At 41.6% G+C, this 26,582-nt stretch carries 20 protein-coding genes and 1 pseudogene; 13 read left to right on the top strand and 8 right to left on the bottom strand.

From position 1 onward, the window contains the following. The 5 genes and pseudogenes from U0035_RS16825 to U0035_RS16805 all read right to left on the bottom strand — a co-directional run. Positions 1-1,191 carry a glycosyltransferase family 4 protein gene (locus U0035_RS16825; protein ID WP_114792362.1) on the bottom strand — a complete coding sequence of 397 codons (1,191 nt, stop codon included), beginning with the start codon at positions 1,189-1,191 and terminating at the stop codon, positions 1-3. Then, positions 1,188-1,880: an NAD-dependent epimerase/dehydratase family protein gene (locus U0035_RS16820; RefSeq protein ID WP_114792361.1), complete on the bottom strand. Its 693-nt coding sequence runs from the start codon at positions 1,878-1,880 to the stop codon at positions 1,188-1,190. Before U0035_RS16820 ends, U0035_RS16825 begins: the two co-directional genes overlap by 4 nt. A 170-nt stretch (positions 1,881-2,050) precedes the next feature. After that, on the bottom strand, positions 2,051-3,181 hold the full coding sequence (locus tag U0035_RS16815; protein WP_114792360.1) for a glycosyltransferase family 4 protein: 1,131 nt from the start codon (positions 3,179-3,181) through the stop codon (positions 2,051-2,053). A 91-nt stretch (positions 3,182-3,272) separates the two neighbouring features. Next, positions 3,273-5,762, bottom strand: coding sequence for a YfhO family protein (locus tag U0035_RS16810; RefSeq protein WP_114792359.1), 2,490 nt, complete (start codon positions 5,760-5,762; stop codon positions 3,273-3,275). Between the two features lie 51 nt (positions 5,763-5,813). Continuing rightward, positions 5,814-6,083: pseudogene (locus tag U0035_RS16805) on the bottom strand (GxxExxY protein); the annotation flags it as partial. Between the two features lie 574 nt (positions 6,084-6,657). On the opposite strand from U0035_RS16805, the gene U0035_RS16800 reads away from it, so the two are divergent. The 6 genes from U0035_RS16800 to U0035_RS16775 all read left to right on the top strand — a co-directional run bounded on the left by U0035_RS16800 (position 6,658) and on the right by U0035_RS16775 (position 15,576). Further along, positions 6,658-7,458 (top strand): queuosine precursor transporter, encoded by an 801-nt coding sequence (locus tag U0035_RS16800; protein WP_114792357.1) that lies wholly within the window; start codon positions 6,658-6,660, stop codon positions 7,456-7,458. Between the two features lie 157 nt (positions 7,459-7,615). After that, positions 7,616-8,722 carry a glutamine-hydrolyzing carbamoyl-phosphate synthase small subunit gene (gene carA, locus U0035_RS16795; RefSeq protein ID WP_114792356.1) on the top strand — a complete coding sequence of 369 codons (1,107 nt, stop codon included), beginning with the start codon at positions 7,616-7,618 and terminating at the stop codon, positions 8,720-8,722. A 186-nt stretch (positions 8,723-8,908) separates the two neighbouring features. Beyond that, a complete protein-coding gene (locus U0035_RS16790) occupies positions 8,909-9,658 on the top strand; it encodes a DeoR/GlpR family DNA-binding transcription regulator (RefSeq protein ID WP_114792355.1) in 750 nt (249 codons plus the stop codon). 35 nt (positions 9,659-9,693) lie between these two features. Beyond that, positions 9,694-12,789, top strand: coding sequence for a SusC/RagA family TonB-linked outer membrane protein (locus U0035_RS16785; RefSeq protein ID WP_114792354.1), 3,096 nt, complete (start codon positions 9,694-9,696; stop codon positions 12,787-12,789). A 7-nt stretch (positions 12,790-12,796) separates the two neighbouring features. After that, entirely contained in the window at positions 12,797-14,674 is a 1,878-nt protein-coding gene (locus U0035_RS16780; RefSeq protein WP_114792353.1) for a SusD/RagB family nutrient-binding outer membrane lipoprotein, read from the top strand. Between the two features lie 23 nt (positions 14,675-14,697). Next, positions 14,698-15,576, top strand: a complete 879-nt coding sequence (locus U0035_RS16775) for a hypothetical protein (RefSeq protein WP_114792352.1) — start codon at positions 14,698-14,700, stop codon at positions 15,574-15,576. A gap of 245 nt (positions 15,577-15,821) precedes the next feature. Here the strand turns inward: U0035_RS16775 and U0035_RS16770 are convergent, their stop codons facing one another. Then, positions 15,822-17,225 (bottom strand): nucleoside recognition domain-containing protein, encoded by a 1,404-nt coding sequence (locus U0035_RS16770; RefSeq protein WP_114792351.1) that lies wholly within the window; start codon positions 17,223-17,225, stop codon positions 15,822-15,824. Positions 17,226-17,238: 13 nt separating this feature from the next. Then, positions 17,239-18,378, bottom strand: coding sequence for a PDDEXK nuclease domain-containing protein (locus U0035_RS16765; RefSeq protein WP_114792350.1), 1,140 nt, complete (start codon positions 18,376-18,378; stop codon positions 17,239-17,241). Between the two features lie 126 nt (positions 18,379-18,504). Here U0035_RS16765 and ychF point away from each other — a divergent pair, with 126 nt between their 5' ends. Further along, on the top strand, positions 18,505-19,602 hold the full coding sequence (gene ychF / locus U0035_RS16760) for a redox-regulated ATPase YchF (RefSeq protein WP_114792349.1): 1,098 nt from the start codon (positions 18,505-18,507) through the stop codon (positions 19,600-19,602). An 80-nt stretch (positions 19,603-19,682) separates the two neighbouring features. Here ychF and U0035_RS16755 read toward each other — a convergent pair whose 3' ends face one another. Further along, positions 19,683-20,681 carry a long-chain-fatty-acid--protein ligase gene (locus U0035_RS16755; protein WP_114792348.1) on the bottom strand — a complete coding sequence of 333 codons (999 nt, stop codon included), beginning with the start codon at positions 20,679-20,681 and terminating at the stop codon, positions 19,683-19,685. A 35-nt stretch (positions 20,682-20,716) separates the two neighbouring features. Here U0035_RS16755 and U0035_RS16750 point away from each other — a divergent pair, with 35 nt between their 5' ends. The 6 genes from U0035_RS16750 to U0035_RS16725 all read left to right on the top strand — a co-directional run bounded on the left by U0035_RS16750 (position 20,717) and on the right by U0035_RS16725 (position 26,510). Then, positions 20,717-21,601 carry a UbiA prenyltransferase family protein gene (locus U0035_RS16750; RefSeq protein WP_114792347.1) on the top strand — a complete coding sequence of 295 codons (885 nt, stop codon included), beginning with the start codon at positions 20,717-20,719 and terminating at the stop codon, positions 21,599-21,601. A gap of 16 nt (positions 21,602-21,617) precedes the next feature. Further along, positions 21,618-21,890 (top strand): hypothetical protein, encoded by a 273-nt coding sequence (locus U0035_RS16745; protein WP_114792346.1) that lies wholly within the window; start codon positions 21,618-21,620, stop codon positions 21,888-21,890. A gap of 216 nt (positions 21,891-22,106) precedes the next feature. Continuing rightward, complete coding sequence (gene ade, locus U0035_RS16740) at positions 22,107-23,735, top strand: adenine deaminase (protein WP_114792345.1); 1,629 nt, start codon at positions 22,107-22,109, stop codon at positions 23,733-23,735. A gap of 112 nt (positions 23,736-23,847) precedes the next feature. Next, positions 23,848-24,633 (top strand): LiaF transmembrane domain-containing protein, encoded by a 786-nt coding sequence (locus tag U0035_RS16735; protein ID WP_114792344.1) that lies wholly within the window; start codon positions 23,848-23,850, stop codon positions 24,631-24,633. A gap of 105 nt (positions 24,634-24,738) precedes the next feature. Then, positions 24,739-25,776 carry a sensor histidine kinase gene (locus U0035_RS16730; RefSeq protein WP_114792343.1) on the top strand — a complete coding sequence of 346 codons (1,038 nt, stop codon included), beginning with the start codon at positions 24,739-24,741 and terminating at the stop codon, positions 25,774-25,776. After that, positions 25,773-26,510, top strand: coding sequence for a LytR/AlgR family response regulator transcription factor (locus U0035_RS16725; RefSeq protein WP_114792342.1), 738 nt, complete (start codon positions 25,773-25,775; stop codon positions 26,508-26,510). Before U0035_RS16730 ends, U0035_RS16725 begins: the two co-directional genes overlap by 4 nt. Positions 26,511-26,582 lie beyond the last annotated feature (72 nt).

The following is a 26,582-nucleotide window of genomic DNA, read 5'->3' as shown; positions in this document are numbered from 1 at the left end:
TCACCTGTACTTAGAATACTCAAAGAAAACATTTCTATACGCTTTTTCAAACACCTCTTTACTAAAGTGCAAAAGCGTGTACTGATAAGCGGCCTCCTCTATCTTCCTTCTGTCCTCCGGATGGTGAATCAGCCAATTTAATAATGCGGCACCCTGCTCAATTATTTTGGATTCGTCCTTTTCCGTAATCAGCAAGCCATTTTCTTTATGCGTAATATAATCGGGAATACCATCTACATTGGTCGACAACACTGTCTTTCCTCTGGCCATCATCTCCATTACTACCAGGGGTAATCCTTCGTAAGCAGATGTCAGGATGAGGCAGTCAGATTGATGATAAAGATCTTTTAGTTGTTGCGCATCTGTAACATTTCCATAGAAAGTACAAAACGGGTAATTTTCAATGGCAATTACATTTTCCACGTCTCCTACAAATGAAAAATGTACTGGCTCTTCAGCTTGATGCATTTTATCGGCAATTGCTGCAATCAGCGGCACCCTTTTCTGAGGAGCCCCCCTCCCAACATACAATATCTGCAAAGTAGAATTATCATTCTGCCTGCGGGGAGGAATATCAACATAGTTGTCTATAAAATGAATTCGTTGATAATATTCCTCTGCAATGCCCTGCCTCCTATACTGGGCTATCAGCTGTCGCATGACATCCCGGGTACTGAATATTCTTTTATCAATACGCTTAATAAATGTTTGTGTATAATTGAACCAGGTGTTTAAGTGGCACAATTCTATAGCAGGAATATTCTTTTTAATATGCGGGATAATTTTGTAGAAATAGATACACTCTCCACCAAACACCACGGGTCTTTCACTTTGGGCAATCCATGTAGCAATGATCCCCCGGTAAATGATATTGATAAAATGCAGGTACTTATTATCAATCTTTTTGTGCAGGTCAACAATGTCTACACCCGGAATATCGAAAAGCGTTGCAAATCCATTGTTACGCGGTGTTTTTGAAAAAATAATTAGAGGGTTAAGGTCTTTGATTGTATTGGCAATCTGAGCATTGACTTTGGGTGCGCCTCCCAAATCGGCGCTTGAAAAAAACAGAAAAGCCCCGTGTTTTTTTTTCAGTGGTTTTAAAAGACCCAATATCTTCCCCAGCCAAACCAGCGGCAACACAATAATGCATTCTAATCTATACTTTAAAATAGCCTGTCTGTAGGTCACACTGAAAAATATTTTCGAAGTAATTTACGGATATAGTTCCCTGTAAAATTAACCGAATCGCAACTATTGATCAATTGCTCCACCACCCGGGTATCAATTTTCAGTTCAGCACCCTTATTCACGACACTGTAGTTTCCTTTTCTTCCAAAATGTTCCTCAATTGCGGTTACAATTACCGGAACTTTATAATTATAGGGGTTAGCTATATTGACAGTGCTTCGGTTAAAATCATTATCATCGATTAATAGTTTAGCCAACTGATAAAAATCATCTACATCAATAATATTCCGGTCCGCATTTGCCCATGCTTCAAATGCCCTGCCCGTCTTAATACAATCTACGAAATAATTGAAGAACGTATGGGGGTTATTGTATTTACCGATGGGATTGCTGATGCGAAGAATTAAAAAATCGGGACCGGCCGTTCGAACCAGCTCCTCCATCTCCAGCTTATGCTGTACATAAGCATTATGTTGGGTGGAGGGATCATAAATACTGCAGGTACTGAAGTACACCAGCTTTTTATCATCATTTTTTCCCGCAATTTCTTTAAACAATTGCTTCTCCCTGTTAAACGAGTTGCTATCGTTAGATGCCGAATTCGAAACACCCGACGCAAAAATAATCACCTTTGAGTTCAGGTGAAAGTCGTAAAACTGTGATGCAATTAAACCATTCCCGATAACCATTCTGTTCTTTTATAGTGGCTGTCATTTTATGTCAGCCCGGACAAAGATAATCTTATGAAAATATGTATCTGTTTTTATGACAACCTGCATCATCCAACCCTATCCGGCAATATTTTCAAAATGAGGACAGTTGTAGATGAGAACCGATCAGTCATCTTTAAAACAATAATTTAAAGACTTTTGATAATTCCTGTAACCTTTTTCGCGATAGCATCCCAGCCGAAATGATCGTAAAAAGAAGCTGACATATTACCCGCCGGTTTGATAAGCTGTGTTGATATTGCATTGGCAAACCCCTGGTAATCATCATCTGCCACCACCGAAAGGTGATCACCGGTAATACTGACGGGGACACCATAAGCCCCTGCTTTAAAAGAAACCGCCGGAGTGTTGGCACCCAACGCTTCCACCAACTTTGTCTTAATACCCCCGCCATCTGTAATTGGGTTGATGAAAACATCTGCTGCTTTAAAGTAAATACCGATATCTTCAACAAAGCCTTTATAAATAATATGCTGATCCCCGTAGCCTCTAAGCTCATTATACTCCGCTGGCAATCTTAATCCGCAGATAATAATTTTATAAGAAAGCCCTGCCTGTTGCTGAAGCAGCGGATTGATTTCCTTCAGGATCTTATCCAGCCCATCCCGGTTCGGGGCATAATCAAGCGTTCCATTAAAAAGAATAAGTTTGGTAGCTTCCGGCAGCTCCAGCTCCTCACAAACCAGCTTCTTACTTTGTTGCTTTTCTTCGAAAGAGGGCGCTGCCAAATTTTCGATCCCATAAGTAATGACTGCACATTTATCAGCACGAAGCTGATAGGTTTTTATGGCATAGTCTTTATCCTCTTCAGTTATAAAGAAGTTAAAATCTGCCTGCCGGTGCGCAAACTTTTCATATTGATGCAGAATGGGCCACCACCATTTTTTTACGCTTTTAAACCTGGTGGCTTCAATATTATGGGAATGAATGATGAGCTTCAGTCCTCCCCATTTCTTTAAAGCTACACCCAGCCATGCGTAATACGGATGCTCCACAATAATGTGTTTTATATCCCGTCTGCGACAGGCCTCTTTTATTTTGCGAAAGACTGAAAAATCGGCATAACGGCTTTTCCTGCGCGTGCTGCCTAAGACATCTACAAAGTTGATTCCTTCTACAGTCCCTGCATTTTCAGTTACCGAGAAAGCGGTTACCTCAGTGTGCTGCGCAACATATTTCAGGAAATAGAAAATCCCTTTTTCCCCACCGGTTACAGCAGGAACAATTTTATAGGGAACAAGAGAGGCTATTTTAAGCATGTGATGGATACTGGAGGCGGGATACTAGATGCTGGATTCTGGATGCGGGATGATTCACTATTCACTATTCACTATTCACTATTCACATCCCCTACACACCATGAGCCGCTTTCTTCTTGTCAACCCACCATTGCATAAAGAAACCTCCTAATACCAAAATGATCAGCAACCAGGAGCTCAGGTAAGAGATGCTCATGCCACGCTTCACAGTTTCAGGTTCAAAAACAAGCTTTATGGTATGCTTCCCCTGGGGAACCACAAGACCGCGCATAAAATAATTCGTTTTTACAATATCCGTTTGCTTTCCATCTATGTAGGCGTTCCATCCTGCAGGGTAATATACTTCACTCAATACAACAAAGCCCCCCGTAGCACTACTGGCATTATACTCTATTTCATCATTGGTATATTTTATAAGCGCAACAGAAGATGTTGAATCCGCCGTTAAATTGCTTCCTGACTTTAAAGCACTTTGAGGAACAATGGCTGTATCTTTCAAATTAGTGCTACCTATCGCTTGCAGCTCTTCTACCTCTGTGGCAACGGGCTTTACAGCTTTTACAAACCAGGCAGCGCCATAAGCATTCGGATTGGGAACAAGACGCTCCTGCCCGCTTTCATCCCTGGTAATAATGTAACGTACATCAAGTGCATTCAGGATCTGCTCATTAGGAGCTCCCGCAAAATATCGCTCGATGATATCCTGGTATACCCGCAACTTAACTGCTGAATACCCCAGTGCAGAGCGATGGAAATAAGACACCCGGTTCTTGTCCATCCCCGCTACATCAAACACCCTGAAATGCGGGTCTTTATCTTTAAAGATCTCCTGGTCTATTGCTGTAGGTGCTTCAATTTGGTTGGCAATTTCGTCTTTAGCAACATAATGATCATCACTAAAATATTGCTTATCTACAACCCAAAGGTCTATGATACTGATGGCTGCTAAAACCGCAACTGCTACAGCTGGCCTGATCATGTTTTTCAACACTGCATATACCGCACCCAGCACCAGCGCCATAAATAGCACCGCCCTCATTACCTGCGCACCAAACAGGCTTTGCCGGTCTGCCTTCATTCCCGCAATAATGGCTCGGTTCAAAGTATCGCCACCGTTAGGATCTATTTGCATTTGTATAATTTGCTCATCAATTGCAGAAGAATACCCTTGTCCGATGTATAATAATGCCAGTACCGCAGTAATGCCACCTAATGTATATAATATCTTCTTGAAATTTTCTTTTAAGAAGTCTCCGGAATTCTTTTCAAAAAACAAGCTATAAACGGTGATTACCGCCATTAAAGGCAAGGTAAGCTGGCAAATAACCAAGGCCATTGATGGAGCCCTGAAACTGTTGTACAGCGGTAGTGAGTTCAATAAAATTTCATTGAATCCGAAAAAGTATTTACCCCAACTCATCATTATTGCCAATACAGATATGATAAGAAGCGGCCACTTTAATTGATTTTTCACTATTACAAATCCTATAATCGCCAAAATAAATATAACAGCTCCAATATATGCTGGACCACCTGAATACTCCGGCGAAACCATCCCCCCCCAATAAGCGGGGAATTGGCTTGCAAATTGGGCGGCCTGCATTTCGGGAACACCTGCTGCGGCTAATTTTTCAATTACTTTTGAATCTTCCTTTAAAGTGGTGCCACTGCTGCCGCCTACCGCCTTGGGCATAAACATAATGATGGGCTCAATCATACTCATGCTATAACTCATGGCATAATCAGGATCCAATCCTTTTGTATTTACGGCTTTTACTTCGTTACCTTTTATTTCAACGCTCTTACCGCCACGCATGGTGTACTCTTTATACTCTTTAGTGGTTAAAAAGGCCAGGGAATAGCAACCCAGCCCCACCAATGCAGCCACTGCACTTAATCCAAATGATATAGCCAGGTGCTTAAAATCTTTATTCCTGATCCAAACAACAACATAACCAATCGTAACAGCGCCTGCGATCATAAAGAAATAATATGCTATCTGCGGGTGATTAGCCATCAACACCAGTGTAGCGCCCAAGGTAGCTACTGCCAACCCAATCCAGTAGCGTTTATTAAAAATAAGTAAAAGCCCTGCCAGCAAAAAAGGCATGTAAGCAATGGTCATCATTTTGGTTTCGTGGCCTGCACTTACGATAAGCGGATTGTAGGTGGAATAAGCAAATGCCAATCCGCCCAGAATGCCTGTCACCGGGTTAAATCGCAACACCACGCATAAAATATAAAAGCACACGCAGGCGATAAAGAAAAAGTTCATGGGCTTGGGCAGGCCCAAACCAAACACTTTGTTTAAATCCACAGGCAAAGCGCTTTTTCCTTCCATGGCAATCTGGTAATTAGGCATCCCACTAAAAACAGTGGTGCTCCATAGCGGCATCGTGCCTGTCTTTTCTTTTACATCAAAAGCATTTTGTGCGGAACCACGCCACCCTTCTATACCCGTGTCATGCTGGTTTAAGGTCTTGCCATCCAACACAGGTTTACAAAACAACACGGCTACTACTAAAAAAACCAGGATTGCCAACACATGTGGTAGTACTTTCTTCAGCCAAAGATTATTCATATTGTATTTTTAATTGCCACGAAGACACTAAGACGCAAAGTAATAATTAAGTTACAATACCATCCTTTTAATGCCATTCTTAATAAGAGGAACTGAAAAATTGATGATACATCCTAATCTTGTATCCGTAAGTTTAAGATAACTTAAAAGTTGAGCCTCCCAAACCGAGTTATATTCTTCACGTGCTTTTAATTCAAGTATTATTTTATTATTCACTAATATATCCAGTCTCAGCCCTTCAGCAAACACTACTCCATCATAAACGATAGGCACTTTTTGCTGATAGACAAATGGGATACCTTCTTTTCTCAATTTATAACAAAAACATTTCTCTTACACCGATTCTAACAAACCAGGGCCTAACGCCTTATGTATTTTATAGGCGATATTAACGGTTTTACGACCTAAGTTTTCAGTATCTGAATCTAATGGTATCAATACTAATTGCATTGAGCCTTTGTGTCTTTGTGGCTGTTGAGCAAATTAATACTATTTTATATGAAACACTGCCGAAATTTTTCAGTCTTTTACAAAATAAATATAATCCTGAAAAATTTCCGCAGCGTTCATCCGGGCTAAAAATAATAATAAATTTGCCGGATAAATTCGCTTATGCGTTGGTTAATATTTTTGTCCCGGGTCTCCTTTTTATGCGGACTTTTCATGTTATTGGCTTTTTCTCTTCTTTTTACTTCCTGGAGTGAGCATCAAGGATTTGCCTCTACTGTTATCATGGCCGGGTACGGATTGGCAATGCTCCTCCTTCCATTAACAGGTATTTTTTATCTCATCTTAACAATTACCGGAAGAAAACCAGGTCAATTTGTACCCCGCTGGCTGATGATCTCTAATATAATTATGCTTTTTATTTTCTTAATTTTTACCTTTTATTTTAATGATCCGTACTATAATCAACGATAAACCCACGAGGCTTTTCATTTTGTTGGGAGGCTTTTTTATTGCCAATGCCATCATTGCCGAGGTAATTGGCGTAAAACTCTTTTCATTGGAGAAAACGATAGGCATCGCCCCCTTCCATCTCAGCATCTTTGGCAATCCTTTTTCATTTAATCTTACCGCCGGCGTATTACTCTGGCCGGTTGTATTTATCATGACGGACATCATTAATGAATACTACGGTGTAAAAGGCGTAAGGTTCTTATCTTTTTTAGCTGCGGCACTCATCGCCTACACGTTTATTATGTTCCAGGGTGCTATTGGGTTAACACCGGCCGACTTCTGGGTAGGTAATTATAAAAATCAGCAAATTAACAACGCCAACGAGGCCTACCGGGTGATACTGGGGCAGGGGTCCTGGATCATTATCGGTTCTTTAGCGGCGTTTTTAATAGGTCAAATATTAGATGTACTTGTGTTTCATAGCATTAAGCGAATGACGGGGGAAAAAGCCATCTGGCTGCGGGCAACCGGATCAACCCTGGTATCGCAACTGATTGACAGCTTTGTAGTGCTTTTTATAGCTTTTTATATAGGCCCCCGTGTATCGGGTAACCAGGGCGAGCCCTGGAGCCTGAACCTTGTAATGGCGATCTGTGTAGGTAATTATATATACAAATTTGTTGTGGCAATCATGATGACGCCGGTGATTTACGGGGTACATTCGCTGATTGAACGATACCTGGGCCATAACCTGGCCGCCGAAATGAAACGCCAGGCAATGACAAAAGGCAGCTAATTACGCGCTCCAAATAAATAATGGGCCACCCTTTCAATATCTGATTTTTTAGCCTTATTTTTGCGCGATTTTTTGTTGAAATTTATTCATCAGTACAAGGGTGCGACGCAAAATCGCTGATAGCAGCACTAAGTTGGGCCCACAATAAAAAAAATTCATGTCCGAAACACAATCCCGCGCTATTTTATTGTTAGAAGATGGAACCGTTGCCGAAGGATTTGCCTTTGGGGCAATTGGTACAACCACCGGTGAAATTTGTTTTAACACAGGTATGACCGGCTACCAGGAAGTTTTTACTGACCCCAGTTATTATGGCCAGATCGTAATTATGAATGCTGTGCATGTGGGCAATTACGGTGTAATTCCGGAAGATGTAGAGAGCGATAGCGTGAAAGTATTGGGGGTTATTGCAAAAAACCTGAATGAAAATTACTCACGTAAGAGAGCTGAGGGCTCGCTGGATGCTTATTTAAAAAAGAACAATATCGTTTCCATACATGGTGTAGATACAAGAGCTTTGGTAGCGCATATCCGCACCAAAGGTGCTATGAACTGTATCATTTCGTCTGAAACATTTGATATAGAGGAGCTTAAATTAAAGCTCGCTGAAACCCCGGATATGAGTGGGCAGGAGCTGGCTTCCAAGGTGTCCACTAAAGAGGCTTACGAATTGGGCGATGCGGGCTCTGAAATCAAAATTGCGGTAATGGATTACGGCACCAAACGCAATATATTAAATTGTATGGTGGAGCGTGGTGCGCATGTAAAGGTTTTCCCGGCCAAAACTTCACTTGAAGAAGTAAAGAGCTTTAATCCTGACGGATATTTTATTTCTAACGGCCCAGGCGACCCCGCGGCTATGAATTACGCGATTGATACAGTAAAGGAAATATTAAACGAAGAGAAGCCGGTTTTTGGTATCTGTTTAGGCCACCAGCTTTTAGCGTTGGCCAACGGTATTGAAACCTTTAAAATGCACCATGGTCACAGAGGCTTGAATCATCCTGTAAAAAACCTGGTGACCGGTAAATCAGAGATCACTACCCAGAATCATGGATTTGGTGTTAATCCTGAATCCATCAAAACTTCTGATAAGGTGGAAGTAACCCATGTCAACCTGAATGATCAGTCCATTGAAGGTATACGGGTTAAAGGGAAACCCGCTTTTTCCGTTCAATATCACCCCGAAAGCACACCGGGCCCACACGATTCCCGTTACTTATTCGACGATTTTATTGCGCTGATTAAGGAGTCGAAAAATTAATATTACTTACATCATATTTGAAGCCGGGCTTTTGTCAGAAGCCCGGCTTTTTTATGGATACAAATCATCTGAAGCAGAAACTGCTGAAAATTTTCAAAAAAATACTTGCAAATTTTTTCTGCTTTTTGCGGTTTTTTGCAGGAAACTGTATTATCTTTAAGCTATCCTTAACAAATTCTTAATCGATTGCTGAAAAAAGAGAGACAAGCGTACATACTGCATCAACTCAATCTGCATAATAAAGTATTGAGTGTAGACTTATGTAGTGAAATTGCTGTTTCTGAAGATACCATAAGAAGGGATTTGCAGGAGTTGTCGGAGGCTGGACAGTTAATTAAGGTGCACGGGGGTGCTTTGTCGATGGCTTTTAATGAGGTGCAGTTTACGCCAATCAACGTTTACTCGCAGGCACACAAAAAGCTGATTGTTAGTAAAGCGCTACAATTGATACATAGCGGAATGTTTATACTGACCAGTGGAGGTACTACCATTTTAGAATTGATAAGGGCTTTGCCCCCTCAATTGAAGGTCACGATTATGACGGGGAGTATTCCGGTTATAAATGCTTGTATGGCACATCCAAAGCTTGATGTGGTAGTGATTGGAGATAAATTATCAAGAGACTCGAAGATCACGGTTGGTGCCGAAGCGATACAAAAGATCAGTCATGTAAATGCCGATCTGTGCTTTTTAGGTACCAATGCTATTGATATCCAGCATGGCCTTACAGACAATGACTGGGAAGTGGTTCAGATAAAGAAGGCAATGGTCAATTCTGCATCTAAAGTAATCTGTATGACGATCTCTGAAAAACTGCAGACTTACCAGCCCATCAGTGTGTGCAAAATAGAAAAGATCGATTACCTGATCACTGAGCTGGATCCTTCAAACGAAGCTTTAACGCCTTTTAAGGAAGCAGGCGTAACTGTAATATAGACAATCAGAACAATTATATTTTTTAAATCAAAATTATGAGGAAAACAATTGTAAGTGTACTCTTGCTTTGGATGGCGAGTTGTTGCCTTCCATATATTGCATCCGCACAAACCAAAACAGTAACCGGAACTGTTACGTCATCTGCCAAGACCCCGATCCCTGGAGTTACTGTAATGGTAAAAGGTACCACCAGGGCTACGTCTACCAACCCAAACGGTAAATTCTCTATTGCTGTTGAACCAGGGCAAACCTTAGAGTTTAGCTCTATTGGTTTTGAGGGTAAATCGGTAACGTTAGGAAACGAAAGCATTATTGAAGTGGTATTGATTGAAGGCGAGGGAAAGCAAGAAGAGGAGGTCGTTGTTACAACAGAATTCGGTATGAAGCGGATCGGAAGAGCCGTGGGCTCGTCGGTACAGGTGGTAGATGGGGCAACCATAGCTGAATCGGGAAGGGAATCCTTTATTTCTGCTCTTGCCGGAAGAGTACCCGGTCTTAATGTTACTTCCACCAGTGGTTTGCCCGGGGCCTCCAATACTGTAGTGCTGAGAAACCTCACCTCTATTTCGGGCAATAACCAGCCACTTTATGTGATAGATGGTGTGCCTATGAATAATTCAACTTACGACCCAATAAGCATGGCAGGAGGCGAAACCTACTCTGTACGTAACCAGGATTACTCTTCCCGCGGCAATGATGTAAATCCCGAAGACATTGCGTCCATTACAGTACTGAAAGGTGCCGCTGCTGCTGCATTATACGGCTCGGATGCATCTAACGGAGCCATTATTATTACCACTAAAAAGGGACGTGCAGGTAGCGGAAGAGTAACCTATAACAACTTCTTTAAATGGGACAAAGCATACGGATGGCCCGATATGCAGACCAAGTATTCCAATGGAGCATATGGTACGACTAACTATTATAATACCGCAAAATTTGGGGGACTTTATCCGGATAACGTCGCACAATATGATAATATCGCCGCCATTTTACAGACAGGAACCCAGCAACGGCATAACCTGTCCGTTGAAGCAGGTAGCGATAAAGCTACAATAAGGGGTGGTGTTTCCTACCTGGGCCAGAAAGGAGTCATAAAAATGACCGACTACGACCGTTTCAACGTTAGCCTTTCAGGCCAAGCAAAAATTACGGATTGGCTCAAATTTGAAGCAGCAATACAGTATACCCGAACCGAAAACAACAAGGCATTGAGAGGAACAGACGGACCTCTTTACAGAGCCATGATATGGCCAATGGTAGATGACATCACTAATTATCAAACATTGGACGGGCTTATGAGAAAGCCAGACTACTATCTTGACCTTGATCTTCTCAACCCTCTGTTTGCAATGAACAAGAACAAGAACTTCGACCGAACCAATAGGTTTACCTCCAATATGGCTTTTACCATTACTCCTACAGCTCATACGTTCTTACGCGGTCAAGTGGGCTGGGATGTGGGTATGCAAACATTTGAAACATCCTGGCATCCCTACTATGCAGCAAGAAATGCAGGCCTGGGTCGATACGACCTTGTTCAATCTAATTTTTCTGATCCCACGGTAAATATTTTAGCGGGTTACAATAATAAGTTTTTTAATAATAAATTATCTTTTGCCGGTCAGGTAGGCTATCACCAGCTAGAAAATGGCATAATCAGACTGGCTACTAATGGAAGTAAGTATATTATACCCGATTTTCAATCCATTAATAACACCGATCCGGTTTCCATTACATCCAGACAAAGAAATACCAAGCGCCGTATTCAGGCCGTATCGGCTCAATTTGAGTTTGGATACAACAATCTGGCATTTGTTACACTTAGAGGTAGAAACGACTGGTCATCAACTTTACCTGTAAATAATAATTCTTATTTCTACCCGGCAATTGAAGGCTCTTTGATACTGACCGAATTTGAAGCAATAAAGCGAATTAAGGCGATCAGCTACTTCAAGCTTAGAGGATCAATAGCCCAGGTAGGTAAGGATGCAGGCCCGTTGGAAATATATCCGCAGCTGGAGCCTACCAATTTAACCGGAGGTGGATGGAAATACGGATTTACGGGACCCAACCCCCAATTGCGTCCTGAAATGACCACAGCCCGTGAAGTAGGCTTTGATGCCCGTTTTTTAAACAACAGGATCAATACCTATTTTACTTATTTTACTACCCGCAATGAAGACCAGATTGTGAAAGGATTTCGCCTGAGTTATGCCACCGGTTTTGTATTGAATACATTAAACGTAGGCGCCTTCAAAACCTGGGGCTGGGAAGCAAGTATAGATGGCGATATTATCAAAAACGCTAAAGGACTTACATGGAATGTAGGCATGAATGGTTCCAGTGGTCGCTCCAAAGTACTATACTTACCCGCTAATGTCAGTGAATATTATAACGCCTACACCTGGAACTCTGGTAATATAAGAAACGGTATCGCAGTGGGCAATCCCATTACAACATTAAGTGGCCGTGGATTCGAACGCAATAGTGCAGGACAGGTTTTAATTGATCCATCTACCGGATTGCCCATCGTCAGTGCATTGTGGACTGTAATCGGCGACAGGGAGCCCAAGCTGCGATTCGGCGCTACAACCAGCCTAACTTATAAGGGAATACGCTTGTCTGGCCTATTTGCAGGCAGATATGGCGCTACAGTAGTAAACGGAACCAAAAGATCAATGATGACCCAGGGATTAAGCTGGGAGTCTGTTGCACTTCGTGAAAGCCGTCCCGTTGTTTTCAACGGAGTGGTAAGAGATGGAAAGCAAAATACGGCAAATCCAACTGTAAACACCATAGCTGTAGATCCGGGCCTTGCGGCAGCAAGCATATATGCTGGTGGTGATGAAGACTGGTTAGAAAAAGATGTGAACTACGTTCGCCTACAGGAATTAAGATTATCGTATACACTACCTAAAAGCTTGTTTTCAAGAATGCGCATAATATCAGGGATGGATGTATACGTAGTAGGTAACGATTTAGCTACCTGGACTAATTATTCAGGGATAGATGCCGTAGGTAATACGGTTTCAGCCGCAGCTGGTGGCACAGGCGGCGAGGGGTATGATGTATGGTCAATTCCCAATCCCAGAGGTATTACTGTCGGTATCAGCTTAAACTTAAATTAAACGAATTATGAAAAAAATAATCATATTACTTACAATACCTTTACTTTTTGCAATGGGCAGTTGTAAAAAGTACCTGGACGTAAACAAAAACACAGATTCTCCCGACTATGTAGAAGCCCATTTATACCTCGCAGGTATACAACAAGCCTTCCAGGGACTTTACTGGGATGTAAGAGCTACCGGGCCATTAACACAAATGATGGGAGCCAGTGGCGATTATAGTGTTTACGGCAATCATTTTTATATTCCAGGTAGTGATGCAGCCGGTGAAACCTGGCGAGTAGTTTACTGGTTGCAGGGGATGAACCTGGAGAACCTGATCAACCAGTCTATGGAAGCAGAAAACTGGACCCTGGCAGGTATTGGATATGCCATCAAAGCATTCTCCTGGGACGCGCTTACCAAATTGAATGTTGATGCACCCATGAAACAGGCTTATGTACCAGGATTACTTTCGCACGATTACGACTACCAAAGCGATATATATCCGCAAATAAGAGAATGGGCATATAAAGCCATAGAGTTACTGGAAAAGCCAGACGCTACGGTATATGGAACAAAAATTTCTGCTAACGATTATATCTATGCGGGAGATAAGGCCAAGTGGATAAAATTCGCTTATGCCGTAATTGTACGTAATCTTACTTCTTTGACTAACAAGAAAGATTTCAATTCAAAATATGCGCAGGAGTTAATTACAGCCGCAGGCAAATCATTTCAAACCTCAGACGATGATGCCACTGTGAAGATAACCGCAGGCTCGCAATCAGCACCATATACGGAATTCAATAATTTTTGGGGAACGGCCAGATCTACAGCCGCTAATACTTTTGGCTATTCTTTTTTCCAGCATGAATATGCAGTACAGGTATTTACAGGTACTGTTCCAGAATATGATCAGGCCACCGGCAATAAAATTCCCGTAGCAGGCAATTTATATTATCCCTATAAAGTTGCGGCAAAACAAATAATTGCAGATACTTTACTGGACCTCCCGGGACACTTTGATCCGAGAGTTGCGGTTAAACTCTCAACTACAAGTAATCCCACTTACCTGAACCTCACCATTCCTGATTCAGTAAAAAAGTACCGTTATTATGGCGCACAATTTACCAGTACCGCTGGTCCTATTGGAACCAGCCCTACATTTTATGGAAGGAATGTTAACCCTACATTTAGCGGAACTACTCATGATGGTATTGGGAAATGGTTATACCGAGACAATGCACCATATATATTAACTACCTGTGCTGAAATTAAGTTCTGCCTGGCAGAGGCCTACTTTAAACTGGGGCAGACGGAACAGTCGCTTACGGCCTTTAAAGAAGCTATAAAAGCAGATATGGATTTTACCGGCAAATACATTTTCCCCGGAACTACGGGGAGCGCTACAGGAGGTGATAAGATAACCAAGGCCGTATTTGAGGGCCTGGCCGCCCAGTATCTTGCAGGCCCCTTCGTGGCAACGGTAAGTGACTTCAGCCTGTCGCATATTATGATGCAGAAATGGGTTGCTTTATACCCCTGGGGGGCATCCGAAGCATGGGTTGATATGCGCAAGTATCACTATGATATTCAATACACCGGTGAATATCCTGGTAAAGCCAATGGCTGGACTGACGCCACAGTGGTTCAAAAGTGGGATACGGATCCGACAAAAGTATATAAAGGATTATACCTGCGGCCGGCACAGGTGCAACACAGGACCATCTCGTATGACATTAGAAACCAGGGAGCCCCTTCCTACCGCTTAAGACCGCGTTATAATTCAGAATACATGTGGAACCTGCCTTCATTAAAACTATTAAAGCCAATTGCAGGAGATGCAGACAACTACCAGACCTCTATACCCTGGTTTGCTTATCCCGGCGAACTACCACAATAATAACTAACATAAATATTCAGTATATGAAAAATTTAACAAAGCTGATACCTCATCTTGCGGTGATCCTGCTAATGGCTTCCTGTACGAAGCATGTAATTGAGCTTGACTCGGTGAAGCTGCCAGAGAATATGGCCGAATTCCAATTACATTATTTTGTTCCGGTAACAGCAGTTGCGGCAAATAACATAACCAAAGTAGAAGTTAATGATATTGCGATAGTAGACTCAACCTCCACGCTGGTTACCTATAATGCAGTACCAAGCGGTGCGGTGGGCAGGTTTTTTGCCGCACCGTCCGGAAAGGCTAATATAAAGCTCTACCGTGGTGCATCTAAGGAACTGGTATATAATCAGGAAGTGAATTTTATCGCGGGTAAGCAAAATATATTTGTACATGATTTCAATAAACCGCCAGTAATAATTAGCAATGGATATCCTTACCCAAAAAACACTACTGTTATTACAGATACAACAGCCTGGGTAAAATTCTATAACTTCCTGTATGAAACTGCAGGAGTACCAACAACATTAAAATTGCAGTACCAATATCAATATACCTATTATACCAAAAACAACAACATAATAACAAGTATCAAAAGCGATTGGCTGAATCTGGGCAAGCCGGTTGCCTTTGGTGAAGCTACTGGCTGGGAACCTGTTCCGGTAATTAAGCATCCTGACAGAGAAATAAGCGCAGGTAGCGAACGTATTGATTATCGCATCAAAGTTATTGGAGATAATAATACTGACCTTGGTCTGTTACAGGTGAGAAATGCATCGGGAGCTTTTGTTAATTATGCTGATTTTTGGAATGCGGCTATTGGCAGGGTCTATCATCATATCTTTTCCGGTTTCAGAGCGGCCACTCCTACATCTGCAGTAAGAACGTTTACGGCACTCTAACCAAAATATAGAGTTGCGCCTCTGCAGGTCACTATTGAATAACAAATAATCTGCTGTCGGGCTTTAATTAGCCCGGCTTTTTTTTGTCCTTTCAATAAACTCTGCAAGGTCCATTGTCACTTACAACTACCTCTTCGACTGTATTAGGATACAGAACAGCGCCTTTCTTAAAACCTCATTTCTTTTAATTCAAAAACAATTACAGGCCCTCCACCAACAGCCATTATATAATAAACACCCTTCCATCACCCAAAAAACAAATAACTCACCGCCACCGCTGTTATAATACCCGCCAGATCTGCGAGTAACATAGCGCTTACGGAGTAGCGGGTATTTTTAATACCCACTGCGCCAAAATAAACAGCGATGATATAGAAGGTGGTATCGGCGGAGCCGCGGAATACAGAAGCCAGGTTGCCGGCAAATGAATCCGGACCATGAGACTTCAATGTATCGATCATCATGGCCCGGGCGCCGCTACCGCTAAAGGGCTTCAAAATAGCAGTGGGCAAAGCATCTACTATCCTGGCATCTCCTCCTAAGAAGGCAAACAAAGCCTTAATACCCTCCATTATAAAATCAAACGCGCCACTGTTGCGTAATAAGCTTATTGCAACCAACAAGCCTACCAGGTAAGGAATGATCCTGATAGCTGTTTCAAAACCACCTTTTGCTCCATCAACAAAAGCATCAAATATGGGCGCCTTTTTATAAATAGCCCCTACAATGATCAATAGAAATATTAGCAGAATAAGGCCATTGCTGAGACTGGTGGAGAACAATTGGATACCCTTCGCATCCAGCATACGCACGTATACGATCAGTGCAGTAAAAACAGCGGTGATGCCTAATACCCAGGCTATAATCACGGGTTGAAATACTTTAATTCCTTGTTTGAAAGACACTATCACCATTGCAGTTATAGTTGCCACAAAAGTGGCGATCATACAGGGTATAAATATTTCGGTAGGAAACTGAGACTTTAACGCTACCCTATCGGCGATGATTACGGTTGGTATTAAAGTAAGCCCCGATGCATGCAGGCATAAAAACATGATCTGCGCATTGGTGGCTTTGGTTTTATCAGGATTCAGCTCCTGCAGGCTTTCCATAGACTTGATCCCGAATGGTGTTGCCGCATTATCCAACCCTAAAAGATTAGCAGAAAAATTCATAACCATATGCCCCATGGCCGGATGATTCTTGGGTACCTCCGGAAATATCTTTGAAAAGAAAGGGCCAATAATACGCGAAAGGAAGCGTACACCGCCTGCCTGCTCGGCAATATTCATAAATCCAAGGAACAAAGCCATAATACCGATCAACCCTATACATAGGGTAACCGCATCTTTGGTAGTCTCAAAAACACCATTGGTCGATTGCAGGTTAAAGGTTTTGAACTGGCCATTGCCCATAGCAATCACCTGGGATCCCTCCCATTTCACATTATTTTGCCCTGTTGCTAACTGACCATGTATGGAAGCGGGCAATGTTAGCGAATCTACCATTTGAACAAAAGTGGTATCCCCGCTTTTACCTGTTACCATTTGTGTAAATATCTGCTGCTGATCATCCTGAAATACAAACCTACCTAAAGCCACCGCTAAAGCAATAATAATAAAGGCACTCCAGATCCTGCTTAATACCATACCCTTAATTCTGTTATTTTGTTTTATATTTTTTAAGCTCCTTTTTCAAAAAGTTTTCCAGTTGCTTTTTGGAAGGCAACATTACCTCATATTTAGATACAAACATTTTCTCTTCTATTGTAGCGCCTGCATATTCTACCATCGCATTATTTTTATCCGTTACCAGTAAAATACCAATAGGCGGATTATCCCCCTCCGTCCGGCAGTTCTTTTCGTAATAGTTTAAATAAGATTTTAATTGTGAAGCATGATGGCTCACAAATTTCTCTACTTTTAATTCTATCAGTACATGACAGTGTAAAATACGGTGATAAAACACCATATCAACAAAAAAATATTCATCTCCGATCAATAGTCTTTTTTGCCTGGCTTCAAAGCAAAACCCATTTCCGAGTTCCAGGATAAATTTCTCCAGGTGCGTTAAAAGCGCAGTTTCAAGTTCTGTTTCATGTACTGTTTCCGATTGTGGTAATTGTAGGAAATCAAAAAAATAGAAATCCTTGATCACATCAGAAGCCTGCGCAGGCTTTATCTTTTTCTCTATTTCCTGTAGGGAAAGTTTTTTATTCTGAGACAGGCCCGTTCTTTCATAAGACAATGTATGAATAGCCCTCCTTAAATCTCTTACCGAAGGCTGTGTGTTGATCTGCAACAATTCGTAATAAAGCCTTTTATACGCATCATCTATTTTAATAAGCTCCGTGAAATGTGAAAAAGACGTAGTTGCGAATAATTGAACAATATGTTTTTTATACTGCGCTGCAGTAATTCCTTTTACCGGAGAAAATAATCGACTGGCTGAAACGCTTGCTACGACTGGTTTAGATAGGTCAGACACTGTCTGACCTATTGGTATTATTTGTTGAAATTCGTCAGACACTGTCTGACCTATTGAGGAATAAGAAAGATAAAACCTCCGAAAATTCTTCAGGTTGGTTTCTGAAAGCCCGCTGATTTTTATGCGTCGTGCCAGCTTTTCTAAAAGCAAGTCCCCATATCTTGCCCTGTCATCTCCCTTCTGTTCATACTCCACAATATAAAACCCTATAAGCCAGTTACGAAGTGTAATATGGCGGTTTACAGCATTTACAGCTGACTGCTGCAGCAGCACATGGGTTTTTGAAATGGAAGAAAGGAGGCCTTTAAAGTCCATTATCAAAAATAAGAAGATTATTGTAAGTCCTGGCCTCCGCTTAAAATACTTACCTTTGCGGACTTTTATGGTCGATGCTCACTGAGCATGGACCAATAACAACATTATTATTCAAATTAAAATAATATGGCTTTACAAGCAGGGATAGTAGGTTTACCCAATGTAGGAAAATCAACCTTATTTAACGCGGTAAGTAACAGCGCTAAAGCGCAGGCCAGCAATTACCGTTTTTGCACAATTGAACCTAATGTTGGACTGGTAGATGTTCCGGATGAGCGCATTGCAAAACTGGCTGAACTGGTGCAACCCGATCGTACGGTACCTACTCAAATTGAGATAGTAGATATTGCAGGCCTTGTAAAAGGAGCCAGCAAAGGAGAAGGATTAGGAAACAAGTTTTTGGCAAATATCCGCGAAGTAGACGCAGTAATACACGTGATTCGCTGTTTTGAAGATGAAAATGTACTGCGTGAGGAAGGCGCTATCAACCCCGTAAGCGATAAAGAGATCATCGATACTGAATTGCAGTTAAAGGATCTGGATAGTGTTGAAAAACAGATTCAGAAAAAGGAAAAACAGGCTAAAACAGACCCGAAGGCAAAAGTTGAACTGGAAGTGTTACAACGCTGCCAGGCGCACCTGGAGCAGGGCAAAAGTATTCGCGCACTGGATCTGAGCAAAGAAGATAAATCAGCCGTGGCCGATTTATTTTTATTAACCGACAAGCCGGTACTGTACGTAGCTAACGTAGATGAAGCATCTATGCATACCGGCAATAAATACTCAGAAGCGCTGCAAAAAGTGGCCGCAGAAGAGGGCGCTGAAATCATCATCATGAATAACTCCATCGAAGCACAGATCTCTGAAATGGATGACCCGGATGACAAAGCTTTATTTATGGACGAATATAAGATGACAGAACCTGCATTAAGCCGCCTTATCCGCTCGGCGTATAAGCTATTAGGTTTAAACACTTATTTCACCGCCGGCGTACAGGAAGTACGTGCCTGGACCTTCCATGAAGGCTGGAAAGCCCCGCAATGTGCAGGTGTGATACATACCGACTTTGAGAAAGGTTTTATTAAAGCGGAGGTAATTGGTTATAACGACTATATCACGTACAAATCAGAAGCCGCTGCAAGAGATGCCGGAAAGCTTAGAATTGAAGGCAAAGAGTACCTGGTGAAAGACGGAGACGTCATGCACTTCAGATTCAATGTTTAATGTAAAATATTGCAGTATTTTAATAAGCCCGGCTCAGGCCGGGTTTATTATTATTTAGCATTCCACACAATATACCAGCGCTAAACCACCAGCAAACTGCATCCCCTCAGGTCACTATGATCCATTCTTCCGGTTATTTCAAACTGACCATTATTATGCAAAATGCCCAGATCATCGGTAGCTATAAAGCTGCAGGAATAAATATTGGCCAGGTCAATAACATTGATCAGGCCTCTTATTGAATCCGCGTCATTTATAGCTTTTATAGTAAGTGGATCCTCTTCATCCCTTAGCAAAATACGCATCCACCCCGGGGTTCTAAATAGCCCGTCTCCTTTGGAATAAGCCTGGGATAATAGTTCTGTCATGCCATACTCCGAATGCACTTCTTTAAGCGCAAACGCACGCTTCAACACATCATGCACTTCCTGCCTGATCATTTCTTTCCGGCGGCCTTTCATACCACCTGTTTCCATCACCACCGTATGTCGCAACGGCAGCTGATGTTTCTCCACAAAATCAAGCAACCCAAAAGTCACCCCTATCAGTAATGTTTTTTGTCCGGCCCGCTCCAAGGCCTGCAGCGATTCATACAGCTTCTCAAAATCATACAAATAAAAACCACTCCTCTCATGTCCGCTTCTTTTCACCAACTCTTCTACCATATAAACCAGTGAAGAATGCTGACGCTCTAGGTAAGAAGGCAATAACCCTAACACACACCATTCTGAAGGATCACCATAAAACTGTTCAAAGGCAGACAAAAAGCTTTGTTCATAAATGTTCTTTGCTTTTACATAATGCCTGCTGTTAATAGTTTCGGTAGTACCACTACTTTCAAATATCACTTCCGCTTCAAAAGTGGTTGCAGTCACATCATGTGTTTTAAAAAAGCGAATGGGCAGAAAAGGTATTTTCGAAAGCTCCCTTACTGCTGCAACATCAATACCCAATGCATTTATATATTTTTTATAGATACTATTATGCTGATATTGAAACCGGAACACTTCCAGGCAAATTGTATCAAAGTCTACAGAACAGTTGAAAATTTCATGGGCCAGTTTGGTTCCAATATCCATGTATTTTTAAATATTTTTGAACAAAAATAATTTCATTGCAAGCATCTTACAACAGAAAGTTTTTTGATTTTATTATTTTCAGCAACATTTTCATAGCACTTTGTGCCGTAGCAATGGCTGGATATAGCACACATCTTTTTTCCTTGGGTTTTCCGCCAGCACATTTCGCAGGTTTTTTATTTTTTTCAACACTGGCCAGCTATAGTATTCATTGGTATCTTACCGATGAAACTACAGAAATAACAGCATCTCGCACCCCGTGGCTCAGCAAAAACAAATGGCTGCATGCTACTTTTTTTGTTATCAGTTCTTTTGGCTGTGCGTTCTTTTTGCTGAAAGAACTGGGTTATATCAAATGGATTCTCCCTGCCATTTTCCTAACATTATTATACACTGCGCCTAAGTTTCCATTCCAGCCATTTTCAACGCTCAAAAAATTTATTTTAGGAAAAACTATATTGCTGGCGTTGATGTGGACCTATGTTACATCGGCGCTTCCCTTTTTTATTATGGAACGATCCTGGAACCCGGTATATAACCTTTTTTTTATCAATCGCTTCACGCTCATCTTCCCTATTTGTATTTTGTTTGATCTTAGGGATAAGGATTACGATAAACTAACAGGTGTTAAGAGCCTGGTAACCCTGCTGCCTCCACCAAAAATAAAAATAGTCTTTAATTTATTTGTAGCGCTCAATGTCATTACAGCGTTTTTTATCGGTTATTTTTCCGATTTAGACCTTGTGGATAATTTTATTTTATTGATTCCTATCATCTTAACTTTTTCACTGTATAATAAAGCTATAAAAACAAAGAACGATTATCTATTTTATTTTATCTTAGACGGGTTAATGGCACTCTCGCCTATACTGTACTTTGTAAAACTTACCTTGGCGGTACAATATTTGCGAGGTATTTAAATATCTTATTTCGAAAATGCATACATCATTTGTAAAAATCATACATTTTAGCAGGCTGGTAAAAATCAGCGGAAGATTGAGGGAATTTAACTACAAAAAAAACAATAATGCAGGCGATTATGTTTTTGATGTAGATACCGCCGACGACCGCGGAAACCGTATATTTTTCAGGCTTAGCAAAAATGACAATGAGTGGTCAATATCCGCCAAACAAACGATCCCTGAATGGATCGGGCAACATATCCAACAATTAGTATCGGAGTTGGAAGAGGGTATTTTAACCAACTAAAATTATTCAAGAGAGGTTTATTCCTCTCTTTTTTGTTTCCCGCTATCATAGCCTCATAAGCCGACCCGAAAAACCACCCGCCTCTACACATGTCATCTGCTATCGGACATAGTTTAGCATCCCTTTTCTACAGATAATAAACTATTTCCCAATAGCCTAGAAATATGCTATAAAGTTCCTGATAATCAGCTCTCAAAATACATTACTTTTAACCCTATGAATATCGAAGGAAATATTGTAGATATAAAAGCCGTTAGCGTCTACCCCGGGAGAGTAACCGTGAAAAATGGCTTAATTGAAAAAATCGAATCCCTCGAAGGAAAAAATTTTGATCATTTTATTTTGCCTGGCTTTATCGACAGTCATGTTCATATTGAAAGTAGTATGCTGATCCCCTCTGAATTTGCCCGGCTGGCAGTGGCGCATGGCACCGTTGCAACGGTAAGCGACCCCCATGAAATAGCCAATGTTTGTGGCATGGAAGGGGTAGAATACATGATCAGCAACGGGAAGACCGTTCCTTTCAAATTTAACTTTGGAGCTCCCAGCTGTGTGCCAGCCACCAGCTTTGAAACAGCCGGCGCCGTTTTGGATGTAAAGGATGTCAGGAAATTACTGGAGAAGCCCGAAATAAAATACCTCAGCGAAATGATGAACTTTCCGGGCGTTCTGAATGGCGATCCCGAAGTATTGCAAAAAATAAACGCGGCTCAGGATTTGGGCAAGCCGGTAGACGGACATGCCCCGGGATTAAGAGGCGAAGAGGCCCGGAAGTATATTAGCGCCGGGATCAGCACCGATCACGAATGTTTTACTGCAGCAGAGGCGTTAGACAAATTAAAACTGGGTATGAAAATATTGATCCGGGAAGGAAGCGCCGCTAAAAACTTTGAAGCATTGATTGGGCTGCTGCATGAATACCCCGACCAGATGATGTTCTGCAGCGATGACAAGCACCCTGACAGCCTGGAAGCCGGCCATATCAACCAGCTTTGTTCAAGAGCCGTAGAAAAGGGAATTGACGTTTTCAAAATTCTCAAAGCGGCCTGCCTCAACCCGGTTCAACATTATAAGCTGGATGTGGGATTATTGAAAGAGGGAGACCCCGCCGATTTTATCCTGGTAAAAGACCTGGGTAATTTCGAAGTTCTTCAAACTTACATCAACGGGCAGCTGGTTGCCGAAAACGGAAAAACATTGATTCAATCCCAGGCCCCGGGTGTTGTTAATAATTTTAATTGTACGCTCAAAACTGTAGAAGCATTTGCTGTTAAGGCAAATGAAGCTACCCGGTTAAGAGTAATTGAAGCTTTAGATGGGCAATTGATCACGCACCAACTATCCGCCACACCCAAATTAGAAGGTGAATATATTGTCAGCGATACCGAAAATGACATTCTTAAAATAGCTGTTATTAACCGCTATTATGATGCTCCGGTAGCCACTGCATTTATTAAAAATTTTGGCCTGAAAAAAGGAGCCCTGGCCTCATCGGTAGCACATGACAGTCATAATATTGTGGTAGTAGGAGTAGATGATGAAAGCATCTGTAAAGCGGTAAACCAGGTAATTGAACAGAAAGGGGGCGTAAGCGCTGTAAATGAGGCAAAAGAAGCAGTACTGCCGTTACCGGTTGCCGGGTTAATGAGCGCCGGAGACGGGTATGCCATTGCCAGGTCCTATACCGCTATCGACTCAATGGCGAAGGAAATGGGCAGCCGCTTAAGCGCGCCATTTATGACCTTGTCTTTTATGGCCCTCCTGGTGATCCCGGCCCTGAAATTGAGCGATAAAGGGCTTTTTGACGGCACTAAATTTGAATTTGTGGAAGTAACAGAAAATTAGCAATGTTACTGACCGACCCAACTCCGCCGTTCACCGATATATTAAGTTTACATACAATAAATGTGTTGCAACAGGAGTTAAGGCGTGCTATTTTTACTTAAAATTGAAAACAATGAGCGAAAACAATCCATACAACACAGAAATGTATAAAAGTGAGCCAGGAGGCTACCAGCAACCGGATCCTAACAATTTCCGCCCCAAACAATCGCAAAGCCACCTTTGGATAGGCGGTTTCCTGCTGATCATAGGCGTTGTTTATTTATTAAGACGTATTGGCATCGACCTGCCCGACTTTATCTTTTCCTGGCCGATGCTTCTGATCACATTAGGCCTGTTCGTTGGCGTACGCAAAAATTTCGAAGGGCCGGGCTGGATGATCATGGTGCTGATTGGTTCTATATTTCTTATCAACAATTACTTTTTTCCGGGGGAATTAAGGAGGTTTATACTACCCATTATTTTAATAGGATCAGGTTTGTTTTTCATTTTCCGACCTAAAGGATCCAAAAATTACATCCAGTTTGATGATGGAGGCACTTCTCCCCTCGCCGGCGCTTCGGGGCAGGACTATATCGACACCACCTCAATATTCGGAGGCTCGAAAAAGAAAGTATTTTCCAAAAATTTCAGAGGTGGAGATATGACCAATATCTTTGGCGGCACCGAGATTGACCTGTCCCAGGCTGATTTAATGGGAACCGCCGTTTTAGATGTAACCGCCTTGTTTGGAGGAGCCACATTGATTGTACCTTCTAACTGGAATGTTATCTCGGAAGCGGTTGCTATTATGGGTGAAGTAAAAGATAAACGTGTTATGAAAGGATTGCCTGAAACCAACAAAACGCTTCTAATTAAGGGAACTGTGATATTCGGAGGTATTGACATTAAAAGTTTTTAGCAACAATCAAGAACCCTGATCGAATCTATATATTTTAACGGTAAGTCCATGGTTTTAACGGCCATGGACTTGGCTGTAAATTCAAAATAACTATAAACCAACCCGATGGCTTCACCTCTTTCAGCAAAAAGATTTATTGCATCGTTAATTATTGGTTGGATGGTATTGATAAGTGCACAGGCGCTTATTTTGTACGACTTAAAATTTCCTATCAGCATTGTACTGGGTGACAGTTTTTTAAGCATTACCATGTTATTGCTGGCCAGTCTGCTGGTTTTGAATATCACCCGTTATTATCTCCCAACTTCTTACCAATACATCGGTATTATTGCATCTTCGTCGGTTCTTTCACTTTTATGGCTATTGATCTCCAACAGCTCTTTAAAGATCTTGTTTGAGGAGCAAACTGCCTACCTGGGCTTCCTGCATAATTCTTTAGTGATACGGTATGCATTCGCCTTTTTGGTGCTCACCATCGTAACTATTGCTTCTATCCTATGGTATAACTGGCAGGAGCGGAAAAAAGAATCCAAAAGAAAATCCGATGTGGAAGCGCTTTCCCGGGAAGCAGAATTATTTAAGTTGCGTCAGCAATTACAGCCTCATTTCCTTTTTAACAGTTTAAACTCGATTAACGCATTAATAGGCCTGGACCCCCAACTGGCGCGAAAAATGGTACAGCAGTTATCCGATTTTTTAAGGGGAACGCTTAAGAAGGAAGAATCGCAAATGGTTACCCTGGAAGAAGAAATAGGCTACCTGAACCTATATCTTGAAATAGAAAAAGTACGTTTTGGCAACCGGCTACAGACAAAAATAGATATCAGCGAAGGTTGCAAGCCGGCTTTATTACCCACCTTATTATTGCAACCTATTGTCGAAAATGCTATTAAATTCGGCTTATACGATACCACAGGGCAAACGCTCATCACTATAGATTGCCATTCAGAAGGTAATGAACTGATCATTAGCGTAAAAAACCCATTTGATCCTGAAACTTCGATGCCCAAAAAAGGAACAGGCTTTGGATTATCCTCAATAAAAAGGAGATTATATTTGCTTTTCGCAAGAAATGATTTATTAAGCACTGCCACACACGACACTATTTTTGAAACAACCGTAAAAATCCCGCAACAGGTATGAGTAAAGTAATAATTATAGATGACGAGTTTTTAGCCAGGAGCATGGTTAAAGAGTATCTGAAAAAACATCCGCAACTGGAAGTAGTGGCTGAATGCGGAGATGGTTTTGAAGGTCTTAAAGCGATACAGGAATACGAGCCCGACCTTATATTCCTGGATATACAAATGCCCAAGATCAGCGGGTTTGAAATGCTGGAACTGGTAGAAAATCCACCTGCTGTTATTTTTGCAACGGCTTTCGACGAATATGCTATAAAAGCTTTTGAAGCACATGCTATTGATTACCTTTTAAAACCTTTCGACCAGGAACGTTTTGATAAAGCAGTATCTAAATTTGTAGCGCAGAGCCGCCCCGTAGCCGTAGAAAATACCAAAGAGCTACTGAACGATGCTCAGTTACCCGGTAGCAACAACCGCATTGTTGTAAAAAATGGCAGTAAGATCAAGATCATCCCGGTACAGGAAGTATTATACCTGGAAGCTGCTGATGACTTTGTAAAAATATTTACCAAAGAAGGTTACTACCTTAAAAATAAGACCATGTCTTTTTTTGAATCTTTTCTTCCGGCAGATATGTTTGTACGCAGCCATCGTTCGTTTATTGTCAACATCCAGGAAATTACCCGCATTGATCCTTATGAAAAAGATGGACATGTGGCTATCTTAAAAAATGGCGCTAAGATCAATGTAAGCCGTAACGGATATGGAAAGCTCAAAGGAGTATTAGGTTTATAGCAGGTTACAGGGCCTTCGATAGGCTGTATATAAAAATGGTGATCAGCTTACTGATCACCATTTTTATTATAT

The organism is Niabella yanshanensis, assembly GCF_034424215.1.
In the GTDB taxonomy this organism is placed as follows: domain Bacteria; phylum Bacteroidota; class Bacteroidia; order Chitinophagales; family Chitinophagaceae; genus Niabella; species Niabella yanshanensis.
The sequence above is the reverse complement of the archived record's forward strand: the minus strand, read 5'-3'. Positions and strand labels throughout refer to the sequence as shown.